General features: G+C 71.7%; 14 protein-coding genes. 9 read left to right on the forward strand and 5 right to left on the reverse strand.

Translation table 11 applies throughout. The features are described 5' to 3' along the window. The first annotated feature begins 542 nt into the window (after positions 1-542). The 3 genes from IG99_RS06125 (at position 543) to IG99_RS06135 (ending at position 3793) form a co-directional block, all read left to right on the forward strand. Entirely contained in the window at positions 543-1583 is a 1041-nt protein-coding gene (locus IG99_RS06125; RefSeq protein WP_037670605.1) for a PP2C family protein-serine/threonine phosphatase, read from the forward strand. A 247-nt stretch (positions 1584-1830) separates the two neighbouring features. Further along, positions 1831-3171, forward strand: coding sequence for a hypothetical protein (locus IG99_RS06130; RefSeq protein WP_037670606.1), 1341 nt, complete (start codon positions 1831-1833; stop codon positions 3169-3171). A gap of 76 nt (positions 3172-3247) precedes the next feature. Beyond that, positions 3248-3793, forward strand: coding sequence for an NUDIX hydrolase (locus tag IG99_RS06135; RefSeq protein ID WP_078947553.1), 546 nt, complete (start codon positions 3248-3250; stop codon positions 3791-3793). Positions 3794-3816: 23 nt separating this feature from the next. Here IG99_RS06135 and IG99_RS06140 read toward each other — a convergent pair whose 3' ends face one another. Further along, complete coding sequence (locus tag IG99_RS06140; RefSeq protein WP_037670611.1) at positions 3817-4074, reverse strand: hypothetical protein; 258 nt, start codon at positions 4072-4074, stop codon at positions 3817-3819. Between the two features lie 184 nt (positions 4075-4258). After that, complete coding sequence (locus IG99_RS06145) at positions 4259-5131, reverse strand: 3-hydroxybutyryl-CoA dehydrogenase (protein WP_078947554.1); 873 nt, start codon at positions 5129-5131, stop codon at positions 4259-4261. Positions 5132-5534: 403 nt separating this feature from the next. Here IG99_RS06145 and IG99_RS06150 point away from each other — a divergent pair, with 403 nt between their 5' ends. After that, the gene (locus IG99_RS06150) at positions 5535-6752 is read left to right on the forward strand and encodes a glycoside hydrolase family 10-like protein (RefSeq protein ID WP_037670615.1); all 1218 of its coding nucleotides are present in this window, start codon (positions 5535-5537) and stop codon (positions 6750-6752) included. A 13-nt stretch (positions 6753-6765) separates the two neighbouring features. Here the strand turns inward: IG99_RS06150 and IG99_RS06155 are convergent, their stop codons facing one another. After that, a complete protein-coding gene (locus IG99_RS06155; RefSeq protein ID WP_037670617.1) occupies positions 6766-6972 on the reverse strand; it encodes a DUF1918 domain-containing protein in 207 nt (68 codons plus the stop codon). Positions 6973-7065: 93 nt separating this feature from the next. Continuing rightward, positions 7066-8037, reverse strand: a complete 972-nt coding sequence (locus IG99_RS06160; RefSeq protein WP_037670619.1) for a DMT family transporter — start codon at positions 8035-8037, stop codon at positions 7066-7068. Between IG99_RS06160 and IG99_RS06165 the strand changes: the two genes are divergently transcribed. From IG99_RS06165 to IG99_RS06175, 3 genes are all read left to right on the forward strand, one after another. Next, a complete protein-coding gene (locus tag IG99_RS06165) occupies positions 8036-9487 on the forward strand; it encodes an aminotransferase-like domain-containing protein (RefSeq protein WP_051864957.1) in 1452 nt (483 codons plus the stop codon). The genes IG99_RS06160 and IG99_RS06165 overlap by 2 nt on opposite strands. Positions 9488-9514: 27 nt before the next feature. Further along, the gene (locus tag IG99_RS06170) at positions 9515-9952 is read left to right on the forward strand and encodes a GNAT family N-acetyltransferase (RefSeq protein ID WP_037670624.1); all 438 of its coding nucleotides are present in this window, start codon (positions 9515-9517) and stop codon (positions 9950-9952) included. 104 nt (positions 9953-10056) lie between these two features. After that, the gene (locus tag IG99_RS06175; RefSeq protein WP_037670626.1) at positions 10057-10650 is read left to right on the forward strand and encodes a histidine phosphatase family protein; all 594 of its coding nucleotides are present in this window, start codon (positions 10057-10059) and stop codon (positions 10648-10650) included. 13 nt (positions 10651-10663) lie between these two features. On the opposite strand, the gene IG99_RS06180 is transcribed toward IG99_RS06175, so the two are convergent. Continuing rightward, a complete protein-coding gene (locus tag IG99_RS06180; RefSeq protein WP_037670628.1) occupies positions 10664-11110 on the reverse strand; it encodes a DUF6314 family protein in 447 nt (148 codons plus the stop codon). 155 nt (positions 11111-11265) lie between these two features. Here IG99_RS06180 and IG99_RS06185 point away from each other — a divergent pair, with 155 nt between their 5' ends. Together IG99_RS06185 and IG99_RS06190 are read left to right on the forward strand one after the other, a co-directional pair. Beyond that, the gene (locus IG99_RS06185) at positions 11266-13755 is read left to right on the forward strand and encodes an alpha-L-arabinofuranosidase C-terminal domain-containing protein (protein ID WP_037670630.1); all 2490 of its coding nucleotides are present in this window, start codon (positions 11266-11268) and stop codon (positions 13753-13755) included. A gap of 189 nt (positions 13756-13944) precedes the next feature. Beyond that, the gene (locus IG99_RS06190; RefSeq protein ID WP_078947555.1) at positions 13945-16677 is read left to right on the forward strand and encodes a YfhO family protein; all 2733 of its coding nucleotides are present in this window, start codon (positions 13945-13947) and stop codon (positions 16675-16677) included. The last annotated feature ends 46 nt before the right edge of the window (positions 16678-16723 follow it).

Below are 16723 nucleotides of genomic sequence, written 5' to 3' on the forward strand. Positions count from 1 at the left end.
CTCGGCGCTGGGTTCCCGGGTGGCGGGCTTCGGTCTTCGGCTTCGGGTTCTGGCCGGGTCTGGGGTTCTCGCTCGATGTTGGGCCCCTGCCTGCGGCTTCCGGGCTTCGAGTCGGAGCCGTTGCCTTGCCCGGCCACCACCCTCGGGACCCGGCACCGACCCTGCCCCCCCGGCGCCTGCCTCCGGCCCCGCCCCTGGCCCTGGCCCCGCCCCTGGCCCTGGTCCCGGCCCCTGGCCCTGGCCCCGCCCCTGGTCCGGGGCCCTAACCCCTGGTCCCTGGCCCCTGCCCTGGTCCCGCCCCTGGCCCCTGCCCTGGTCCCGCCCCTGGCCCCTGCCCTGGTCCCGGCCCCTGGCCCTGGCCCTGGCCCTGGCCCTGGCCCTGGCCCTGGATTGGACCCCCGCCCCCGGAGGGTTACCTCACTCGATCGGGTGAGAAATGTGGGTGATCTGGCCTTTTTGGTCATCGTGCCGACAGAATCGGACCGGCCCTTCGGGGCCGGTCCGAGCTGCGTTGTCAGGGCCTGACTGGGGGGCCGAACGGCATGATCCGTATCAAGGCTGGGGTTCCCCGCGGAGTGCGGCCCTTCGTTTTCGGGCTGCCGTTCATGTGGGGGGCGTTGGCCCTCACCTACAGGCTGGTGTGCCCGCTCGCGCATCAGCCCGGCCTCGTGGCGCGGATCGTCACCAGCGTCGTGTTCTTCGCCGTCGGCACCGGTCTGATCCTGCACGTGCGCCAGGCCCTGTTGCAGGAGCTCCGGCAGGCCCGCCAGGTGGCGCGGGTCGCCCAGAACGCCCTGTTGCGGCCGTTGCCGCCCCGTATCGACGGACTGCACACCGCCGCCGCCCAGCTCTCCGCGGACCAGGGATCCCGGGTCGGCGGCGACCTGTACGAGGTGATCGCCACCGAGCACGGCGTCCGGGTGGTGATGGGCGACGTCCGCGGCCACGGACTCGCCGCGCTCGGCACCGTCGCCGCCGTCCTCGGCAGCTTCCGGGAGGCGGTGCACGACGAGCCCGAACTCGGCGGTGTGCTGCGCCGCCTCGACCGAGCCCTGACCCGCCACCTGCGCGAGCGGGCACGCGACGAGCACCCGGTCGTCGAGGAGTTCGTCACCGTACTGCTGCTGGAGATCCGCCCGGACGGTGAACTGCTCTGTCTGAACTGCGGTCACCCCTGGCCCTATCTGCTGACCGGCACCCGTGTCACGCCCCTCGCCGACACCGACCCCCTCCCGCCGCTCGGCCCCTTCCCGCTGCCGCCCGACCTCCCCGCCGAGCCCGTCGGCCACCTGCTCCCCGGCGAGTCCCTGGTCCTGCACACGGACGGTGCCGAGGACGCCCGGGACGCTCATGGCCGGTTCTTCTCCCTGCCGGAGGCGATCGCGGACGCGGTACACGGCCAGCCGGTGACCCCGCAGACAATCCTGCGCACCGTCTTCACCGCACTCCTGCGCCACACGGCCGGCAGGCCGTCCGACGACATCGCCCTGCTGGTCCTGCGGAACGACCGCGGCGCGATCCACTGTGGCGCACCCTCAGGAGCCACGCTGGCACGGCCACCTCTGAACTCCCCAGCGCAGTAAGCACCGCATCGCACCGCACCGCACCGCTCCGCACAGCGCACCGCGCAGTGCACCGCGCCGAGGCGGGCCGCCGTACTGTACGAGGGGGAGCCGGCGGCCCGGCCGGCCTCTTGCGAGGCATTCAAGTCAACCCGGTGGAAACTCTCCGCAACAGCGCGCACACAGCCCGGATGCGCGCACTCCGTTCACACCCCGTGTGAAGGCGGACGCACTACGCTGACGGCACCGAGCCATCCGGGGGGCACCCATGCAGCCCAACACCTTGCTCGACGCGATCCTGGACGAGGCCGGGATCTCGCACGCGGGGCTGGCCGCACACGTCAACCAGGCGGGCCGGGCACGCGGTCTCGCCCTGCGGTACGAACACACCGCCGTGGCACGGTGGTTGAAGGGACAGCGGCCGCGCGGCCAGGTGCCCGACCTCATCTGTGAGGTGCTCGCCGGACGCCTGCACCGCCCGGTCACCCTCGACGACATCGGGCTCGGCGTCCCGGGCGAGCCGTCCACCCCGCACGGCGCCTCCCTCTCCGGCTTCGTCGAGCGGGCCACCGCCCTGTGGCGCTCCGACGAGCAGCAGCGCCCGCACCTCCTGGGCGCACCCGCCGTCACCGGTACGCCCGCCGTGATGCCGGTGTGGGAGTGGGAGAACCCGCCCGAGGACGTGGACGTCTCCCGGGGCGGCCGGCACCGGGTCACCGCGGCGGACCTGGAGATGCTGCGCGCCGCCCGTGCCCACTACGAGCAGATGTACCGCAAGGCCGGCGGCATAGCGACCCGCGCCCGTATCGTCGGCTTCCTCAACGCGGAGGCGGCCCCGCTGCTGCGCGGCAGCTACACCGACGCGACCGGACGGCAACTCCACCGCGCCACCGGCGGGTTGGTGGCGATCGCGGGCATCTGCGCGTACGACTCCGACGCACACGGTCTCGCCCAGCGCTACTTCCACCAGGCGCTGCGGCTCGCGAAGGCCAGCGGGGACCGGGGACTGGGGGCCTACGTCATCGCGCTCCTCGTCAACCAGGCGCTGTTCATGCGGGAGTACCGGCAGGCCGTCGCCTTCGCGGAGGCCGCGCTGCGCACCGCCGGCAAGCACATCACACCCGCCCTGGCCTCGGACCTGTACGCGATGCAGGCGAAGGCGTACGCCCACCTCGGTGACGGTACGAGCGCGCTGTCCTGCATCCGGCGGGCGGAGACGGCCGCCGAACGCATCCGGCGTGGCCACGAGCCCGACGAGACCGGCTATGTCCAACCCGGGCTGGTCAACGTCCAGGTGGCGGAGGCGCTGCTGAGCCTCGGCGAGCTGGCGGCCGCGGGGGAGCACGCGGTGGCGGCCGTCGACAATCCCGCGCACGACCGCGGGCGGGTGCACCGGCTGGCCATGCTCAGCACCATCGAGCTGCGTCAGGGCGACGCCGAGAAGGCGGTGGCCACGGCGGTGCGGATGGCCGAGGCGGCCAGGGGAATGGAGTCGCAGCGTCTGCGGGACAGACTCCGGGCGGTGCGCGAGCACCTCGTCCGCAGCGGCGGCGCGGGTGCGGCCGAGGCCGCCGAACTCATCGACGGGGCGCTGCGCGTACCGCTGTAGGCCGGTTCCGAAGCACCGCCATCCCCACAGTCCCTGCTGCGATATTGCCACTCACTCGATGGAAGGTGGCAGAACCATGCAGTGGACGAAACAGAACGAACAAACTGTGTATGAAAACCGCTGGTTCACAGTCAATCTGGCAGATGTGGAGCTGCCGGACGGCCGGCACCTGGACCACTTCCTGATACGGCTGCGGCCCGTCGCCGTGGCCACCGTGGTGAACGAGGCCAACGAAGTCCTCCTCCTGTGGCGCCACCGCTTCATCACGGACAGCTGGGGGTGGGAACTCGCGGCGGGCGTCGTCGAGGACGGCGAGGACATCGCCCGCGCGGCCGCCAGGGAACTCGAGGAGGAGACCGGCTGGCGACCGGGGCCCCTGCACCACCTCATGAGCGTGGAGCCGTCCAACGGCCTCACCGACGCCCGGCACCACATCTACTGGTCGGACGAGGGTGAGTACGTCGGACACCCCGTGGACGACTTCGAGTCCGACCGCCGGGAATGGGTCCCCCTCAAGCTCGTCCCCGACATGGTCGCCCGTGGGGAGGTCCCGGCCGCCAACATGGCGGCCGCGTTACTACTGCTGCACCACCTCAGGCTCGGGCAGGACGCGAACCCGTGAATCCCCCCACGCGTCCTTGGTCGCTAGTGGCCGGAGGCCTGCCAGATCGTCACGGCCAGGGCGCCGACGGCGGTCACGGCCGCCAGGGACGGCAGGGGCCAGCGAGCGTGTTCCAGCGTGACGATGCGGGTGCTCAGTTCATCCAGTTCCTTGGCGGCCTCTTCGGTGCGGTGGGACAGCAGGGCCAGTCCTCCCTCGACACGGGCGTACGCCACATCGAGGCGGCGACGTAACTCCGCGAGTTCACCATGGACCACGGGATGCTCGGGATCGGCGGTCACGTGTCCGCTCCTTTCCGTAGTCGTCTCACATCCCTTGCATGCGCATGAAGAGTGAACCGGCCTGGTGGACGGGCGGGGAGAGTGTGCGCAGGGCATATGCGGGTCCGGAGCGCACACGGCGTGTGAACGGCGCGGGCCCGGCACTTCGAAAGAGTGCCGGGCCCGCGGTCGTCACCGACCGTGATCAGCCGTAGGTGTAGAACCCCGACCCCGACTTGCGGCCCAGCCGGCCCGCGTCGACCATGCGCTGGAGCAGCGGGGGAGCGGCGTACAGCGGCTCCTTGTACTCCTCGTACATCGAGTACGCCACCGACGCGACCGTGTCCAGACCGATCAGGTCCGACAGCTTCAACGGGCCCATGGGGTGGGCGCAGCCCATCTCCATGCCGTTGTCGATGTCCTCGCGGCTGGCGATGCCCGACTCGAACATCCGGATCGCGGAGAGCAGGTACGGGATCAGCAGCGCGTTGACCACGAAGCCCGAGCGGTCCTGGGCGCGGATGGCGTGCTTGCCGAGCAGCTTCTCGGTGAACAGCTGCGCCCGGCTGAGCGTGCCCTCGGAGGTGGTGAGCGCCGGGATCAGCTCCACGAGCTGCTGCACCGGGGCCGGGTTGAAGAAGTGGATGCCGATGACGTGGTCCGGCCGCGAGGTGGCCACCGCCAGCTTCACCAGCGGGATCGAGGAGGTGTTGGAGGCCAGGATGGCGTCCGCCCGGGTCACCACCTGGTCGAGCACCTGGAAGATCTCGGTCTTGACGCCCTCGTTCTCCACGACGGCCTCGATCACGAGGTCCCGGTCGGCGAACTCACCGAGGTCGGTGGTGAAGCCGAGGCGCGCCTGCGTCGAGTCCCGCTCCTCCTCGCTGATCTTGCCGCGCTCGGCAGCCTTGGCCAGGGAGTTGAACAGCCGGGTACGGCCGATCTCCAGGGCCTCGCCGGTGGTCTCGGCGACCATCACGTCCAGTCCGGCGCGGGCGCACACCTCGGCGATGCCCGCACCCATCTGACCGCAGCCCACCACGCCGACGCGTGCAATGTCTCCTGGGATGCCCGTCACATCGTCCCTTTCGCTGCTGCTCCACGGCGCTGACCTACTGCGCTGATCTCCGGCCTCGACAGTACGCCGTCTTCGGTGTGCTCCGACGCCTGCTCCGATCGTGCACGTTACCGCCAAGTACCGATGATCGATCGCCGGGGTGGCCAACTGCTCGCCGGGGAGTGTGCACAAGGCCGCGATGACTCGATCGTGTGGTGGTCGGCTTCCAGGCTTGCGGCGGTCCGGGCCGTTCAGGCTACGGTGATCGGGCGATCTGGTGAGTGGGGGAGAGCGCCCCAGGCCGTTCGGGGCGTGCGGCTGAGCGGACTCCACCTCCGCTCAGTCTCCAGGAACGGTACGGCGTCCTGGGGGGCGGAAACGGTCCGTGACGGCGCGGATCCACAGTGTGCGGGGGTGCGGGGGCATGGGGCGACCGACTCGGCGGGCGTTCGCGCTGGCCGCGATGTCGATGCTGGCGATGGGCTCGGCGCCCGCGCCGGGGGAGCGGCGGCGTGCGGTGACGCAGATGCGGGGGATGTGGCTGGCGACCGTGACCAACCGGGACTGGCCGTCCCGGCCCGGTCTGACCGCCGCGCAGCAGCGGAGCGAGCTGACCGACCTGCTCGACCTGGCGGTCCGCAACCGTCTCAACACCGTGATGCTCCAGGTCCGGCCCACCGCCGACGCGCTGTGGCCCTCACCCCACGAGCCCTGGTCCCAGGTCCTCACCGGCACCCAGGGCGCCGACCCCGGCTGGGACCCGCTCGGCACCGCCGTCGCGGAGGCGCACGCACGGGGCCTCCAACTCCACGCCTGGTTCAACCCGTACCGCATCGCCCTGCACGCCGACCCCTCGAAGCTCGCCGCCTCCCATCCCGCCCGCAGGCATCCGGATTGGGTGGTGACGTTCGGCGGGAAGCTCTACTACAACCCCGGGCTGCCGCAGGTCCGCGCCTTCGTGCAGGACGCGATGCTGGACGCGGTGGAGAAGTATCCGGTGGACGCGGTGCACTTCGACGACTACTTCTACCCGTATCCCGTGCCGGGCCAGACCTTCGACGACGCCGCCGCCTACGACGCGCACGGCGGCGCCTTCCCCCATCGGGCCGCGTGGCGGCGGGACAACATCGACCGGCTGGTGCGCGAGACCGCCGCGCGCATCAAGGAGATCCGGCCCGACACCCAGTTCGGGATCAGCCCCTTCGGGGTGTGGCGCAACGCCTCCAGCGACCCCCGCGGCTCGGACACCCAGGCGCTCCAGTCGTACGACGACATGCATGCCGACACCCGGAAGTGGGTGCGCGAGGGCTGGATCGACTACATCTGCCCGCAGCTGTACTGGCACATCGGTTTCACCGCGGCCGACTACGCCAAACTGGTGCCCTGGTGGGCGGAGGTGGCGCGCGGCACCAGGACGAGGCTGTACGTCGGTGAGGCGCTGTACCGGGCGGGTGACCCGGCGCAGGCGGCGGCCTGGCAGGACGCGGCCGAACTCTCCCGGCACCTCACCCTCGCCGCCGGCCACCCGCAGGTGCGCGGGCATGTGTTCTTCGCGGCGAAGGACGTGGCGGCGGACCGGATCGGGGCGATGGCGCGGGTGGTCGCCGACCACTACGAGCAGCCGGCGAAACCCCCACGGTGATCCGTCCGCGACCCTAGCGGCCCATGGACGGACCGGTCTCCTTGTGCCGGATCTCGGTGTCGGGGCCCGGCGAGCACACGCCCACGTGCCCGTCCTCGAAGCGGACCCGGTACGGCGGGTTGCCCCCCTGGCCCATCACTTCGACGATCTCGCCGACCTTGTCGTGCTGACCGACCACCCTGCCGTGCTGGACAAGCTGGTCGCCCACGGTTGCGTGCATCTGGGGCCTCCTCACGCGTGCGGGGAGCGGCGGTCCGTGGCTTTTGAGTCTACGGCGGAGGGCGCCGGTGGGCAGGGCCGTGCGGCCCGCTTCTCACCCCCGTGCCCGCTGGGTTACCGCGATGCAGACCAGTACGGCCGCGGCCGCCAGGGGGGCGGCCACTGTCAGGTGCTCGCCCAGCAGCAGCACCGACCACACCAGTGTGAGCAGCGGTTGGGCCAACTGCAACTGGCTCGCCTTCGGGATGCCGATGGCCGCCATGCCCCGGTACCAGACGACCAGTCCGAGGAACTGCGACCCCGCCGCCACCCAGAGCAGCCCGGCCACGCTGTGCGCGGTGAAGTGCGCGGGCTGGTGGGCGAGGGCGAGCGCGGCGGTGGGCACGGCGAGCGGCAGACACAGCACCAGCGCCCAGCCGATCACCTGCCAGCCCGGCATGACCCGGGCCAGCCGCCCGCCCTCGGTGTAGCCGGCCGCGCACACCAGCAGGGCGCCGAACAGGTACAGGTCGGCGGTGGTGAGGGCGCCGCCGCTCTGCTGCGCGGTGAACGCGAGCACCACGGCCGCTCCGGCCAGCGCGGCCACCCAGAACGTGCGGGAGGGCCGGGTGCCGACGCGCAGGGCGGAGAAGAGCGCGGTCGTCAGCGGCAGCAGGCCGACCACGACGGCTGCGTGCGCGGTGGTCGAGGTCTCCAGGGCGAGCGTCGACAGCAGCGGGAAGCCGACGACCACCCCGCCGGCGACGACCGCGAGCCCGGGCCAGTGCCGGCAGGCGGGCGGCCGCACCCGCAGCCCCAGCAGGCAGGCACCGGCGATCACTGCCGCGAGGACACTCCGCACGGCCACCAGCGCCCAGGGCCCGAAGCCCTGGAGCCCCCATGCCGTCGCCGGGAAGGTGAGCGAGAAGGCGACGACGCCGAGCGCGGCCTGCAGCGTCCCGAGCCCCGGGCGCTCGCGCCATGCGGCACCGCGCACGGGCCCGGACGCCGGCCTGGAGCGGGTCGCCGTGTCGGTGGTGGGGACCGCTATCCGGGTCGGCTCAGTAGCGCTACTCTGTGTTCTCATGCAAGAGCGTAGCAGTGTGGGTGAGCTGGTGGAACAGCTGCGACGAGAGCTGGACCGCTACTCGCCCGGTGGAAAGCTGCCATCGAGCCGGGTACTGGTGGAGCGGTTTCGGGTGAGTCCCGTGACCGTCTCGCGGGCGCTGGCGCAACTGGTCGCGGAGGGGCTGGTGGTGACCCGGCCCGGCGCCGGTGCGTTCCGGGCCCGGCCCCGGCCGGCGAGTGCCCCCGCGGGGGACACTTCCTGGCAGGAGGTCGCGCTCACCGCGGACGGCGCCGCCGACCTGGTACCGCGCACCGTCGACGCCTCCGGGGTGACCGTCTCGCTCGCGGCCCCGCCCCCCGGGGTCGTCGAGTTCAACGGCGGCTATCTGCACCCCTCGTTGCAGCCCGAGCGGGCGATGTCCGCGGCCCTGGCGCGGGCGGGGCGCCGGCCCGGCGCGTGGGGGCGGCCCCCGCTGGAGGGGCTGCCGGAGCTGCGGGAGTGGTTCGCGCGCGGCATCGGCGGAGCCGTGACCGCGGCGGAGGTGCTGGTCACCGCGGGCGGACAGTCGGCCCTGACCACGGCGCTCAGGGCGGTGGCGCCGCCCGGCGCGCGCGTCCTCGTCGAGTCGCCGACCTACCCCGGCATGCTGGCGATCGCCCGGTCGGCGGGCCTGCGCCCGGTGCCCGTGCCGGTCGACGCGGACGGTGTGCGGCCCGCGCTGCTCGCCGACGCGTTCCGGGCCACCGGCGCCCGGGTCTTCGTCTGCCAGCCGCTCTTCCAGAACCCGACCGGTGCCGTCCTCGCCCCCGAGCGGCGCGCCGAGGTGCTGCGGATCGCGCGTGAGGCGGGCGCGTTCGTCATCGAGGACGACTTCGTACGACGGCTCGTGCACGAGGACGCGGGGCAATTGCCGCGGCCGCTCGCCGCCGACGACCCCGACGGAGTCGTCGTGCACGTCAACTCGCTCACGAAGGCGACCTCGCCCAGTTTCCGGGTGAGCGCCCTGGCCGCCCGCGGTCCGGTCCTGGAACGGCTGCGCGCCATCCAGGTCGTCGACACCTTCTTCGTCCCCCGCCCGCTCCAGGAGGCGGCGCTCGAACTCGTCGGCTCGCCCGCCTGGCCCCGCCATCTCCGGTCTCTCTCCGCAGAGTTGAAGGCTCGCCGGGACACCCTGACGACCACCCTGCGCCTGGAGCTCCCCGAACTCGCCCTCCCGCACGTCCCGTCCGGCGGCTACCACCTGTGGCTGCGCCTGCCCGACGGAACGGACGAGAGCGCCCTCACGGCCGCCGCCCTGCGCGCGGGTGTCGCGCTCACCCCCGGCCGCCCCTACTTCAGCGCCGAAGCCCCGGCCGGCCACCTCCGGCTGAGCTTCGCGGCGGTCGCGGGGGCGGGGGAGATCGCGGAGGGGGTACGCAGACTGCGTACGGCCTGCGACGAGGTGCTCCCGGGAAACCGTTCGACATGAAGGCGCCGCCGCTGTGAGGATCCCGCCATGACGGACACCCCGAGCCTCGCCGACGGCTACGAGATCTCCACCGACCCCGCCCGCGTCGACGTCGAGCGCGTGCACCGCTGGCTGTCGACCGACGCGTACTGGGCGATCGGGCGGACCAGGGAGAAGCAGGAGCGGGCGATCGCCGGGTCGCTCAACTTCGGGGTGTACGACACGGCTTCGGGGGATCAGGTCGCGTATGCGCGGGTCGTGACCGATCAGGCCACGTTCGCCTGGCTCTGCGACGTCTACGTGGATCCGTCCGTGCGGGGCAAGGGGATCGGGACGGCGCTGGTCGAGGCGGTGCGCGCGCACCTGCTGCCGTACGGGCTGCGGCGCGTCCTGCTCGCCACCGCGGACGCGCACGGGGTCTACGAGAAGGTCGGCTTCCGGCCGCTCGTGGAACCCGACCGGTGGATGGCGCTCGTTTTCGAGTGACTTGCCCCGACCCGTGCGCACCTGTCGGCAGGCTTTGCCGCACCCTTCACAACTCGCAGGTAATAGCTCTTGACCTGCGCACTCTCGCGGCTCACCATCGCCGCATGTCGCTTCGGGTCACGTTCGTCGCCGCCGCGCGCAGCTCCCCGCTGCTCGCGGAGCGTTTCGAGGACGACCGGCCGTTGGACCAGGCCGGCTGGGACGAGGTGCAGCGCGTCGCCGGTGGGCTGCTGCTCCTCGCGGTCGCCGAGCTGCGCTACTGCTCGCCGACCCCGCGCAGCCGTGCCACCGGCGACGCCCTCGGTTACGCCCCGCTCGTGCAGCCCGCTCTGCGGGACTGCGACATGGGACGCTGGCGCGGGCTGACGCTGGGTGAGGCGATGGCCCGGGAGCCGGAGGCGGTGGACGCCTGGCTCGCCGACCCGCGCGCCACTCCGCACGGCGGCGAGTCGCTGCTGGCCTTCATCAGCCGGGTGGGTGGCTGGCTCGACACCCGGCCCGTCGAGGACGGTGGTCGCGTCGTCGCGGTGGCGGAGCCCTCGGTGATCCGGGCCGCCCTGGTCTACGCCCTCAAGGCGCCCCCGTCCACGTACTGGAACATCGACGTCCGCCCCCTGTCGACGACCACCGTCACGGGCCGGGCGGGTCGCTGGAACCTCCGCTTCGACGGCGCGTCCGCTCAGCCCTCACGGGCGTGAGACGGGGCCCTGATCAGCCCTCGCGGGCGTAGTCCGTGGTCAGGACCAGGTCCTTCGCCGGGCCGCCCACCCGCCACACGGACCGCCAGTGGTCCGCGTCCCGGACGGCGAACTCGCCCCGGTAGAGGTCGGCGGCGCAGGGGTGGTCGGTGACGTGCCGCCCGGACGTCAGGTCCAGGTCGTGGAAGGGGCGCCCGTCCAAGAAGCGGACGTCCGCGGTGCCGGGCGTCGGGCCGGGCAGGAAGCGCAGGGTCCGCTCGGCGGGCCGCGCCACGCCTTGCCAGACGAAAGTTCCGGACTCCTTGTGCAGGAGACCGCCTTCGGAGTCGAGCGGGCTGAAAACCGTGGTCCCCTCGAACCGGCCGGCGTCCCCACTCGCGAGGTCCCGCACCGTCCGTTCGACCCGCCAACTCCCCTTCAGGTACGCGAGAACGTCGGGAACTGACCTGAACTTGCCCATCCCGTACCGCCCTCCGTCGCATCCGTTGCCGCCCGCCCATTGACGTGCCCCTGCCCCCTCCCTATCTTGCCGTTCGAAGTGCTGATCAAGGTCCGATATTTCGAACAATGACATCCCAGCGACATTCAGCGACACAACTGAGCCGCGGAGTATCCATGTCACGCAGCACCACCCCCACTCGCTGGAGACTCGGTCTCACGGCCACAGCCGTCCTGGCGGCCACGGCCCTGATCCCGGTCCCGGCACACGCCGACTCCGTCACCGACTACGCCATCACGGTCGACCCCACCGCCAAGGGCGCGAAGATCGACGACACGATGTACGGCGTCTTCTTCGAGGACATCAACCGCGCGGCCGACGGCGGTCTCTACGCCGAGCTCGTGCAGAACCGATCCTTCGAGTACTCCACCGTCGACAACAGGTCATACACCCCGCTGACCTCCTGGACGGTCGACGGCACCGCCCAGGTCGTGAACGACGACGGCCGCCTGGGCGACCGCAACCGCACCTACCTTTCCCTGGGCGCCGCCTCCGCCGTGACGAACGCCGGCTACAACACCGGCATCCACGTCGAACAGGGCAAGAAGTACGACTTCTCGGTGTGGGCGCGCGCCACGAGCGGCACGACCCTGACCGTCTCGCTCCAGGACGCCGATGGCACGCTGGCCACGGCCCGCAAGGTGGCCGTGCGCACGGGCGGCTGGGCGAAGTACCGGGCGTCCCTCACCGCCACCCGCACCAGCAGCAACGGCCGCCTGACCGTCGCCTCCTCCGCCGCGACCGCCCTCGACATGGTGTCCCTGTTCCCACGCGACACCTACAAGAACGAGCCCAACGGTCTGCGCAAGGACCTCGCCGAGAAGATCGCCGCCCTGCACCCGGGCTTCGTGCGCTTCCCCGGCGGCTGCCTGGTCAACACCGGCTCCATGCAGGACTACAGCGAGGCCTCAGGCTGGCAACGCGCCCGGTCCTACCAGTGGAAGGACACCATCGGACCGGTCGAGCAGCGCGCCACCAACTCCAACTTCTGGGGATACAACCAGAGTTACGGCCTCGGCTACTACGAGTACTTCCGCCTCTCCGAGGACATCGGCGCGATGCCGCTGCCCGTCGTCCCGGCGCTGGTCACCGGCTGCGGCCAGAACAAGGCCGTCGACGACGAGGCGCTGCTCAAGCGGCACATCCAGGACACCCTGGACCTCATCGAGTTCGCCAACGGCCCGGTGACCTCGACCTGGGGCAAGAAGCGCGCCTCGATGGGCCACCCCAAGCCGTTCCACCTCACCCACATCGAGGTGGGCAACGAGGAGAACCTGCCCAACGAGTTCTTCGCCCGCTTCAAGCAGTTCCGGGCGGCCGTCGAGGCCAAGTACCCGAACATCACCGTCGTCTCCAACTCCGGCCCGGACGACGCCGGGTCGACCTTCGACACCGCTTGGCAGCTCAACCGGGACGCCAAGGTGGGCATGGTCGACGAGCACTACTACAACAGCCCGCAGTGGTTCCTCCAGAACAACAACCGCTACGACTCCTACGACCGCGGCGGCCCCAAGGTCTTCCTCGGCGAGTACGCCTCCCAGGGCAACGCCTTCAAGAACGGCCTGGCCGAAGCCGCGTTCATGACCGGCCTGGAGCGCAACGCGGACGTCGTCAAACTCGCCTCCTACGCCCCGTTGTTCGCCAACGAGGACTATGTGCAGTGGCGCCCCGACCTGATCTGGTTCAACAACCACGCCGCCTGGAACTCGGCCAACTACGAGGTCCAGAAGCTGTTCATGAACAACGTCGGCGACCGGGTGGTCCCCTCGACGGCCACCGGTACCCCGGCTCTCCAGGGTCCGATCACGGGCGCCGTCGGCCTGTCCACCTGGGCGACCAGTGCCGCGTACGACGACGTGAAGGTCACGGACGCGGACGGGAAGACGCTGCTCGGCGACGACTTCTCCGGTGACCCCACGCAGTGGACGCACACCGGGGGCGGCAGCTGGAGCGTCCAGGACGGGCAGTACGTGCAGACCGACGGGGCCGCCGAGAACACCATGGTCTCGGCCGGTGACCCGGCCTGGCACGACTACGACCTGCATGTGAAGGCCACCAAGAAGTCCGGCAAGGAGGGCTTCCTCGTCGCCTTCGGCGTCAAGGACACCGGCAACTACTACTGGTGGAACCTGGGCGGCTGGAACAACACCCAGAGCGCCGTCGAGCAGGCCGTGGACGGCGGAAAGTCGACGCTCGTCTCCAAGGCCGGGTCGGTCGAGACGGGCCGCGCCTACGACATCGACATCAAGGTGCGCGGCCGCCAGGTGACCCTCTACCTCGACGGCAAGGAGTGGGGCAGCTTCACCGACGACAAGCCGGCCGAGCCGTTCCGCCAGGTCGTCACCAAGGACAAGAGGTCCGGCGAGCTGATCGTCAAGGTCGTCAACGCGCAGGACTCCGCCGCCCGCACCGCGATCGACCTGGGCGGCGCCAGGGTCTCCTCCAAGGCCCGGGTGACCACGCTGGCCGCCGCGCCGGGCGCCGTGAACAGCGAGACCGATACACCGGTCGCGCCCGTCTCCTCGACCCTCACCGGGGTCGCCGACCGGTTCACGCACACCTTCCCGGCGAACTCGATCACCTTCCTCCGCATCAAGCAGAGGTAGCCGGACGTCCGGGCGGGCGTGGGTGACTCCTTCCCCACGCCCGCCCGGCACCAACGCACCGCCATTTCTCGGTCCTCCCGCGGGACACGTTTCGGAATTCCTCCCGTCACTTTCCCGGGACGGCACAACCGTCCGGAAGAAACGCTCGTCTAAGTCGGCGAAATCGACCGAGGACGGGGGACTCCCGAAATGCCTGGCCCGATCCTGCCTCTCTCCGAATTCCGTGGACGTGGCAATCCCCGGCATCCGGCCGCCCTGCTGGCCGCGGCCCTCACCGTCACCGTGTTCTGCGCCGCCGACGTCGTCGCCCGCAGCTACCCCTTCGGCCCGCGCACCCGGAGCGTCAACGACCTGGGCAACCAGTACGTGCCGTTCCACGCCCACCTCTGGGACCTGCTGCACGGCAGGGCCGACGGGGGACTCCTCGTCAACTGGCAGTCCGGGTTCGGCGGGAGTTTCCTGCCCGACCTCGGCACCTACCTGACCAGCCCGTTCGCCCTGCTCGTGGCGGTGTTCCCGCGGGACGAGATCGACCTCGCGGTGTACGTGATCACGCTGCTGAAGACGGCGACCGCGGGCGCCGTCATGGCCCGGCTGCTGCTCACTCTGCGTCCGGGCCGCTGGTGGGCCGCGGGACTGCTCGGCGCCTCCTACGCGCTGTGCGGCTGGAGCGTGGCGGACGCCGCCTACAACCCGATGTGGCTCGACGGCCTGATCGCACTGCCCCTGCTGTGCCTGGTCGGCGAGTGGATCCTGCACGGACGGCGCCGCGTCCTGGGCGTGCTGGTCGTGACCCTCGTCTGGATCGCCAACTTCTACACCGCGTACATGGCCACCCTCGGCGCCGGTCTGGTGATGGCCCTCCGGCTGCTGCTCGCCCGTCCGTCCCGCCGGCAGGCGCTCGCGGCGGCGGGACGGGCCGCACTGACCGTCACCCTGGGCGTGGGCCTGGCCGCACCGCTGGTCGCGGTGGTCTACTTCGGCAGCGAGCACGCCTCCCCCGGCCGCTTCCGGGGCTTCGTCCCGGTGACGGGACAGGACCTGCTGGCCCGCCTGCTGCCGACGACGTACGGCTTCGGCAGCCCGGGCGTGTACGTGGGCATGACGGCGCTGCTGCTCGCCCTGGCCCTGCCGTTCCACCGGGCGGTGCCCCGGCGGGTGCGCGCCGCCTGGACGCTGCTCGTGACCGCCATGGTGCTGTCGATGCAGTGGGCGCCGACCCAGCTGGCCTGGCACGCCTTCGCCACCCCCCAGGGCAGCTCGTACCGGCAGACCTTCGTCCTGTGCGGGCTGCTGGTGATCGCCGCCTGGTACGCGCTCTCCTACGGCCCGCCCGACCGGCGGGCGCTGGGCGCGGCGGGTGCGCTGCTGGCGCTGATCACCGCCGTCGCGAGCCGGAGCGACCTGGTACGCCCCTTCACCTGGCCCGTGCTGCTGCTCGCCGCCACCGGCGCGCTGGCCGGGCTGGCCCTGCTCGGCCGCACGGACGCCGGGCCGCTCCTGCGGGGCGTCCGCCACACCACGCCGGCCGTGATCGCCGTGACGCTGCTCGTCGGGGCGCAGCTCGGCGAGGCCACCGCGACCTCCGCCGTGGCCACCCGCACGCGGTTCGGGCACATGGACGACTACGCGCCCTGGGGCGAGCGGCAGCAACGGCAGGCCCGCGCTGTCGACGAGGCCGACGGCTGGCCCCGGTACCGCACGGACCCGGGCCGGGAGCAGACCGTCGCCAACGACCCGCTGGTGGTGGGCGGCCAGGGCGCCCAGTACTACAGCAGCCACACCTCCGACATCCTCAGCCGTACGCTGCCCGCCCTCGGCGGCGGGTGGACCTCGCGGGGCCGGAACCTGCAGAGCCTGGACAACGCCGTGACGGACGTGATCTTCTCCGTCGGCGCCCGGGTGCACTCACCGCCGGACCCGCACCAGGGCTGGTTCCCACAGGACGGCAGCCAGGTGACCGTGACCCGGCAGGACGTGCCACCGCTGGTGACGGTCCGGCCGTCCGGCACTCCCTCCCACGCGCGCGCGTCCGGTTTCGGACCGTCGCCCTACCGCAACCAGGAGCTGCTGCTGGGCGCCCGCGTCTACGACGTACCCCGGCTCACGGTCCGCACGAGCGCCGGCCGGCAGCCGTCCCGCAGCGGGGACGAGCGGCCCGGCCTGCGTATCGGCACCCTTGCTCCCGGCGCGGTGCGGCAGCCGACGATCACCGCCCGCTGCCCGGCCGGCAGTGAGGTGTACCTCTGGGCGCCCTACTTCTCGGGGACGGCGCGGGTCGCCGGAGACGTGCGGGGGCCGACCGGACGGTTCCGTTCCGACCGGGGCACCAAGATCGCCGCGATGCAGCGGCTCGGCAGGGTTCCGGCCTCCGGCGGTCTGCGGATCGAGCTGTACCCGGACCGCACGGGGCTCGTGCCGGACGGGGCGGTCGGCTGCCTGGACACCGCCCGGCTGCACACCGTCACCGAACGGCTCTCGGCCACCGGCGCCACCGACGTGTCCGTGTCCGACGGAACGATCCGGGCGAAGCTCCCCGCGGGCAGCGTGGGGACCGCCGTCGTCGCGGCGCCCCGGATCGCCGGCTGGCGCTGCGCCCTGGGCGACGCCCGGCCCGTGCCCGCCGGGGAGTACCACGGGCTGATCGCCGTGCCGCTGGACGGTTCCTCGACGAGTCTCAGGTGCGTATTCCGTCCGCCCGGTCGGCGGCTGGGCACGATTGTGGCGACTTTTTCGCTGCTCGGTCTGATTTTGTTCGCCGCCATTCCGGTGCTGCGTCGGCGCGGCGCCGTTCCCGCCGAGAAAAGTACGATCGTCGCGAGCAATGCGGAACGAGCGAAAAACCTCACCTTCATGTTTTCCTGTTGTTTTCCGAGCGTTCTTCTTTTCTCACTTCTCGCGTACCGCACGCACGGGGGGTGACCGCCCCGCGGAGCCCGTGGATTGCATAACCGTGCATAAGTGCGTA

Source organism: Streptomyces griseus subsp. griseus (assembly GCF_000720255.1).
Classification (GTDB): domain Bacteria; phylum Actinomycetota; class Actinomycetes; order Streptomycetales; family Streptomycetaceae; genus Streptomyces; species Streptomyces griseus_I.

Bases quoted from the DNA above. Each gene is read 5' to 3' on its own strand.
- IG99_RS06125 (WP_037670605.1), top strand. From the start codon at position 543: ATGATCCGTATCAAGGCTGGGGTTCCCCGCGGAGTGCGGCCCTTCGTT.
- IG99_RS06130 (WP_037670606.1), top strand. From the start codon at position 1,831: ATGCAGCCCAACACCTTGCTCGACGCGATCCTGGACGAGGCCGGGATC.
- IG99_RS06135 (WP_078947553.1), top strand. From the start codon at position 3,248: ATGCAGTGGACGAAACAGAACGAACAAACTGTGTATGAAAACCGCTGG.
- IG99_RS06150 (WP_037670615.1), top strand. From the start codon at position 5,535: ATGGGGCGACCGACTCGGCGGGCGTTCGCGCTGGCCGCGATGTCGATG.
- IG99_RS06155 (WP_037670617.1), bottom strand. From the start codon at position 6,972: ATGCACGCAACCGTGGGCGACCAGCTTGTCCAGCACGGCAGGGTGGTC.
- IG99_RS06165 (WP_051864957.1), top strand. From the start codon at position 8,036: ATGCAAGAGCGTAGCAGTGTGGGTGAGCTGGTGGAACAGCTGCGACGA.
- IG99_RS06160 (WP_037670619.1), bottom strand. From the start codon at position 8,037: ATGAGAACACAGAGTAGCGCTACTGAGCCGACCCGGATAGCGGTCCCC.
- IG99_RS06170 (WP_037670624.1), top strand. From the start codon at position 9,515: ATGACGGACACCCCGAGCCTCGCCGACGGCTACGAGATCTCCACCGAC.
- IG99_RS06175 (WP_037670626.1), top strand. From the start codon at position 10,057: ATGTCGCTTCGGGTCACGTTCGTCGCCGCCGCGCGCAGCTCCCCGCTG.
- IG99_RS06180 (WP_037670628.1), bottom strand. From the start codon at position 11,110: ATGGGCAAGTTCAGGTCAGTTCCCGACGTTCTCGCGTACCTGAAGGGG.
- IG99_RS06185 (WP_037670630.1), top strand. From the start codon at position 11,266: ATGTCACGCAGCACCACCCCCACTCGCTGGAGACTCGGTCTCACGGCC.
- IG99_RS06190 (WP_078947555.1), top strand. From the start codon at position 13,945: ATGCCTGGCCCGATCCTGCCTCTCTCCGAATTCCGTGGACGTGGCAAT.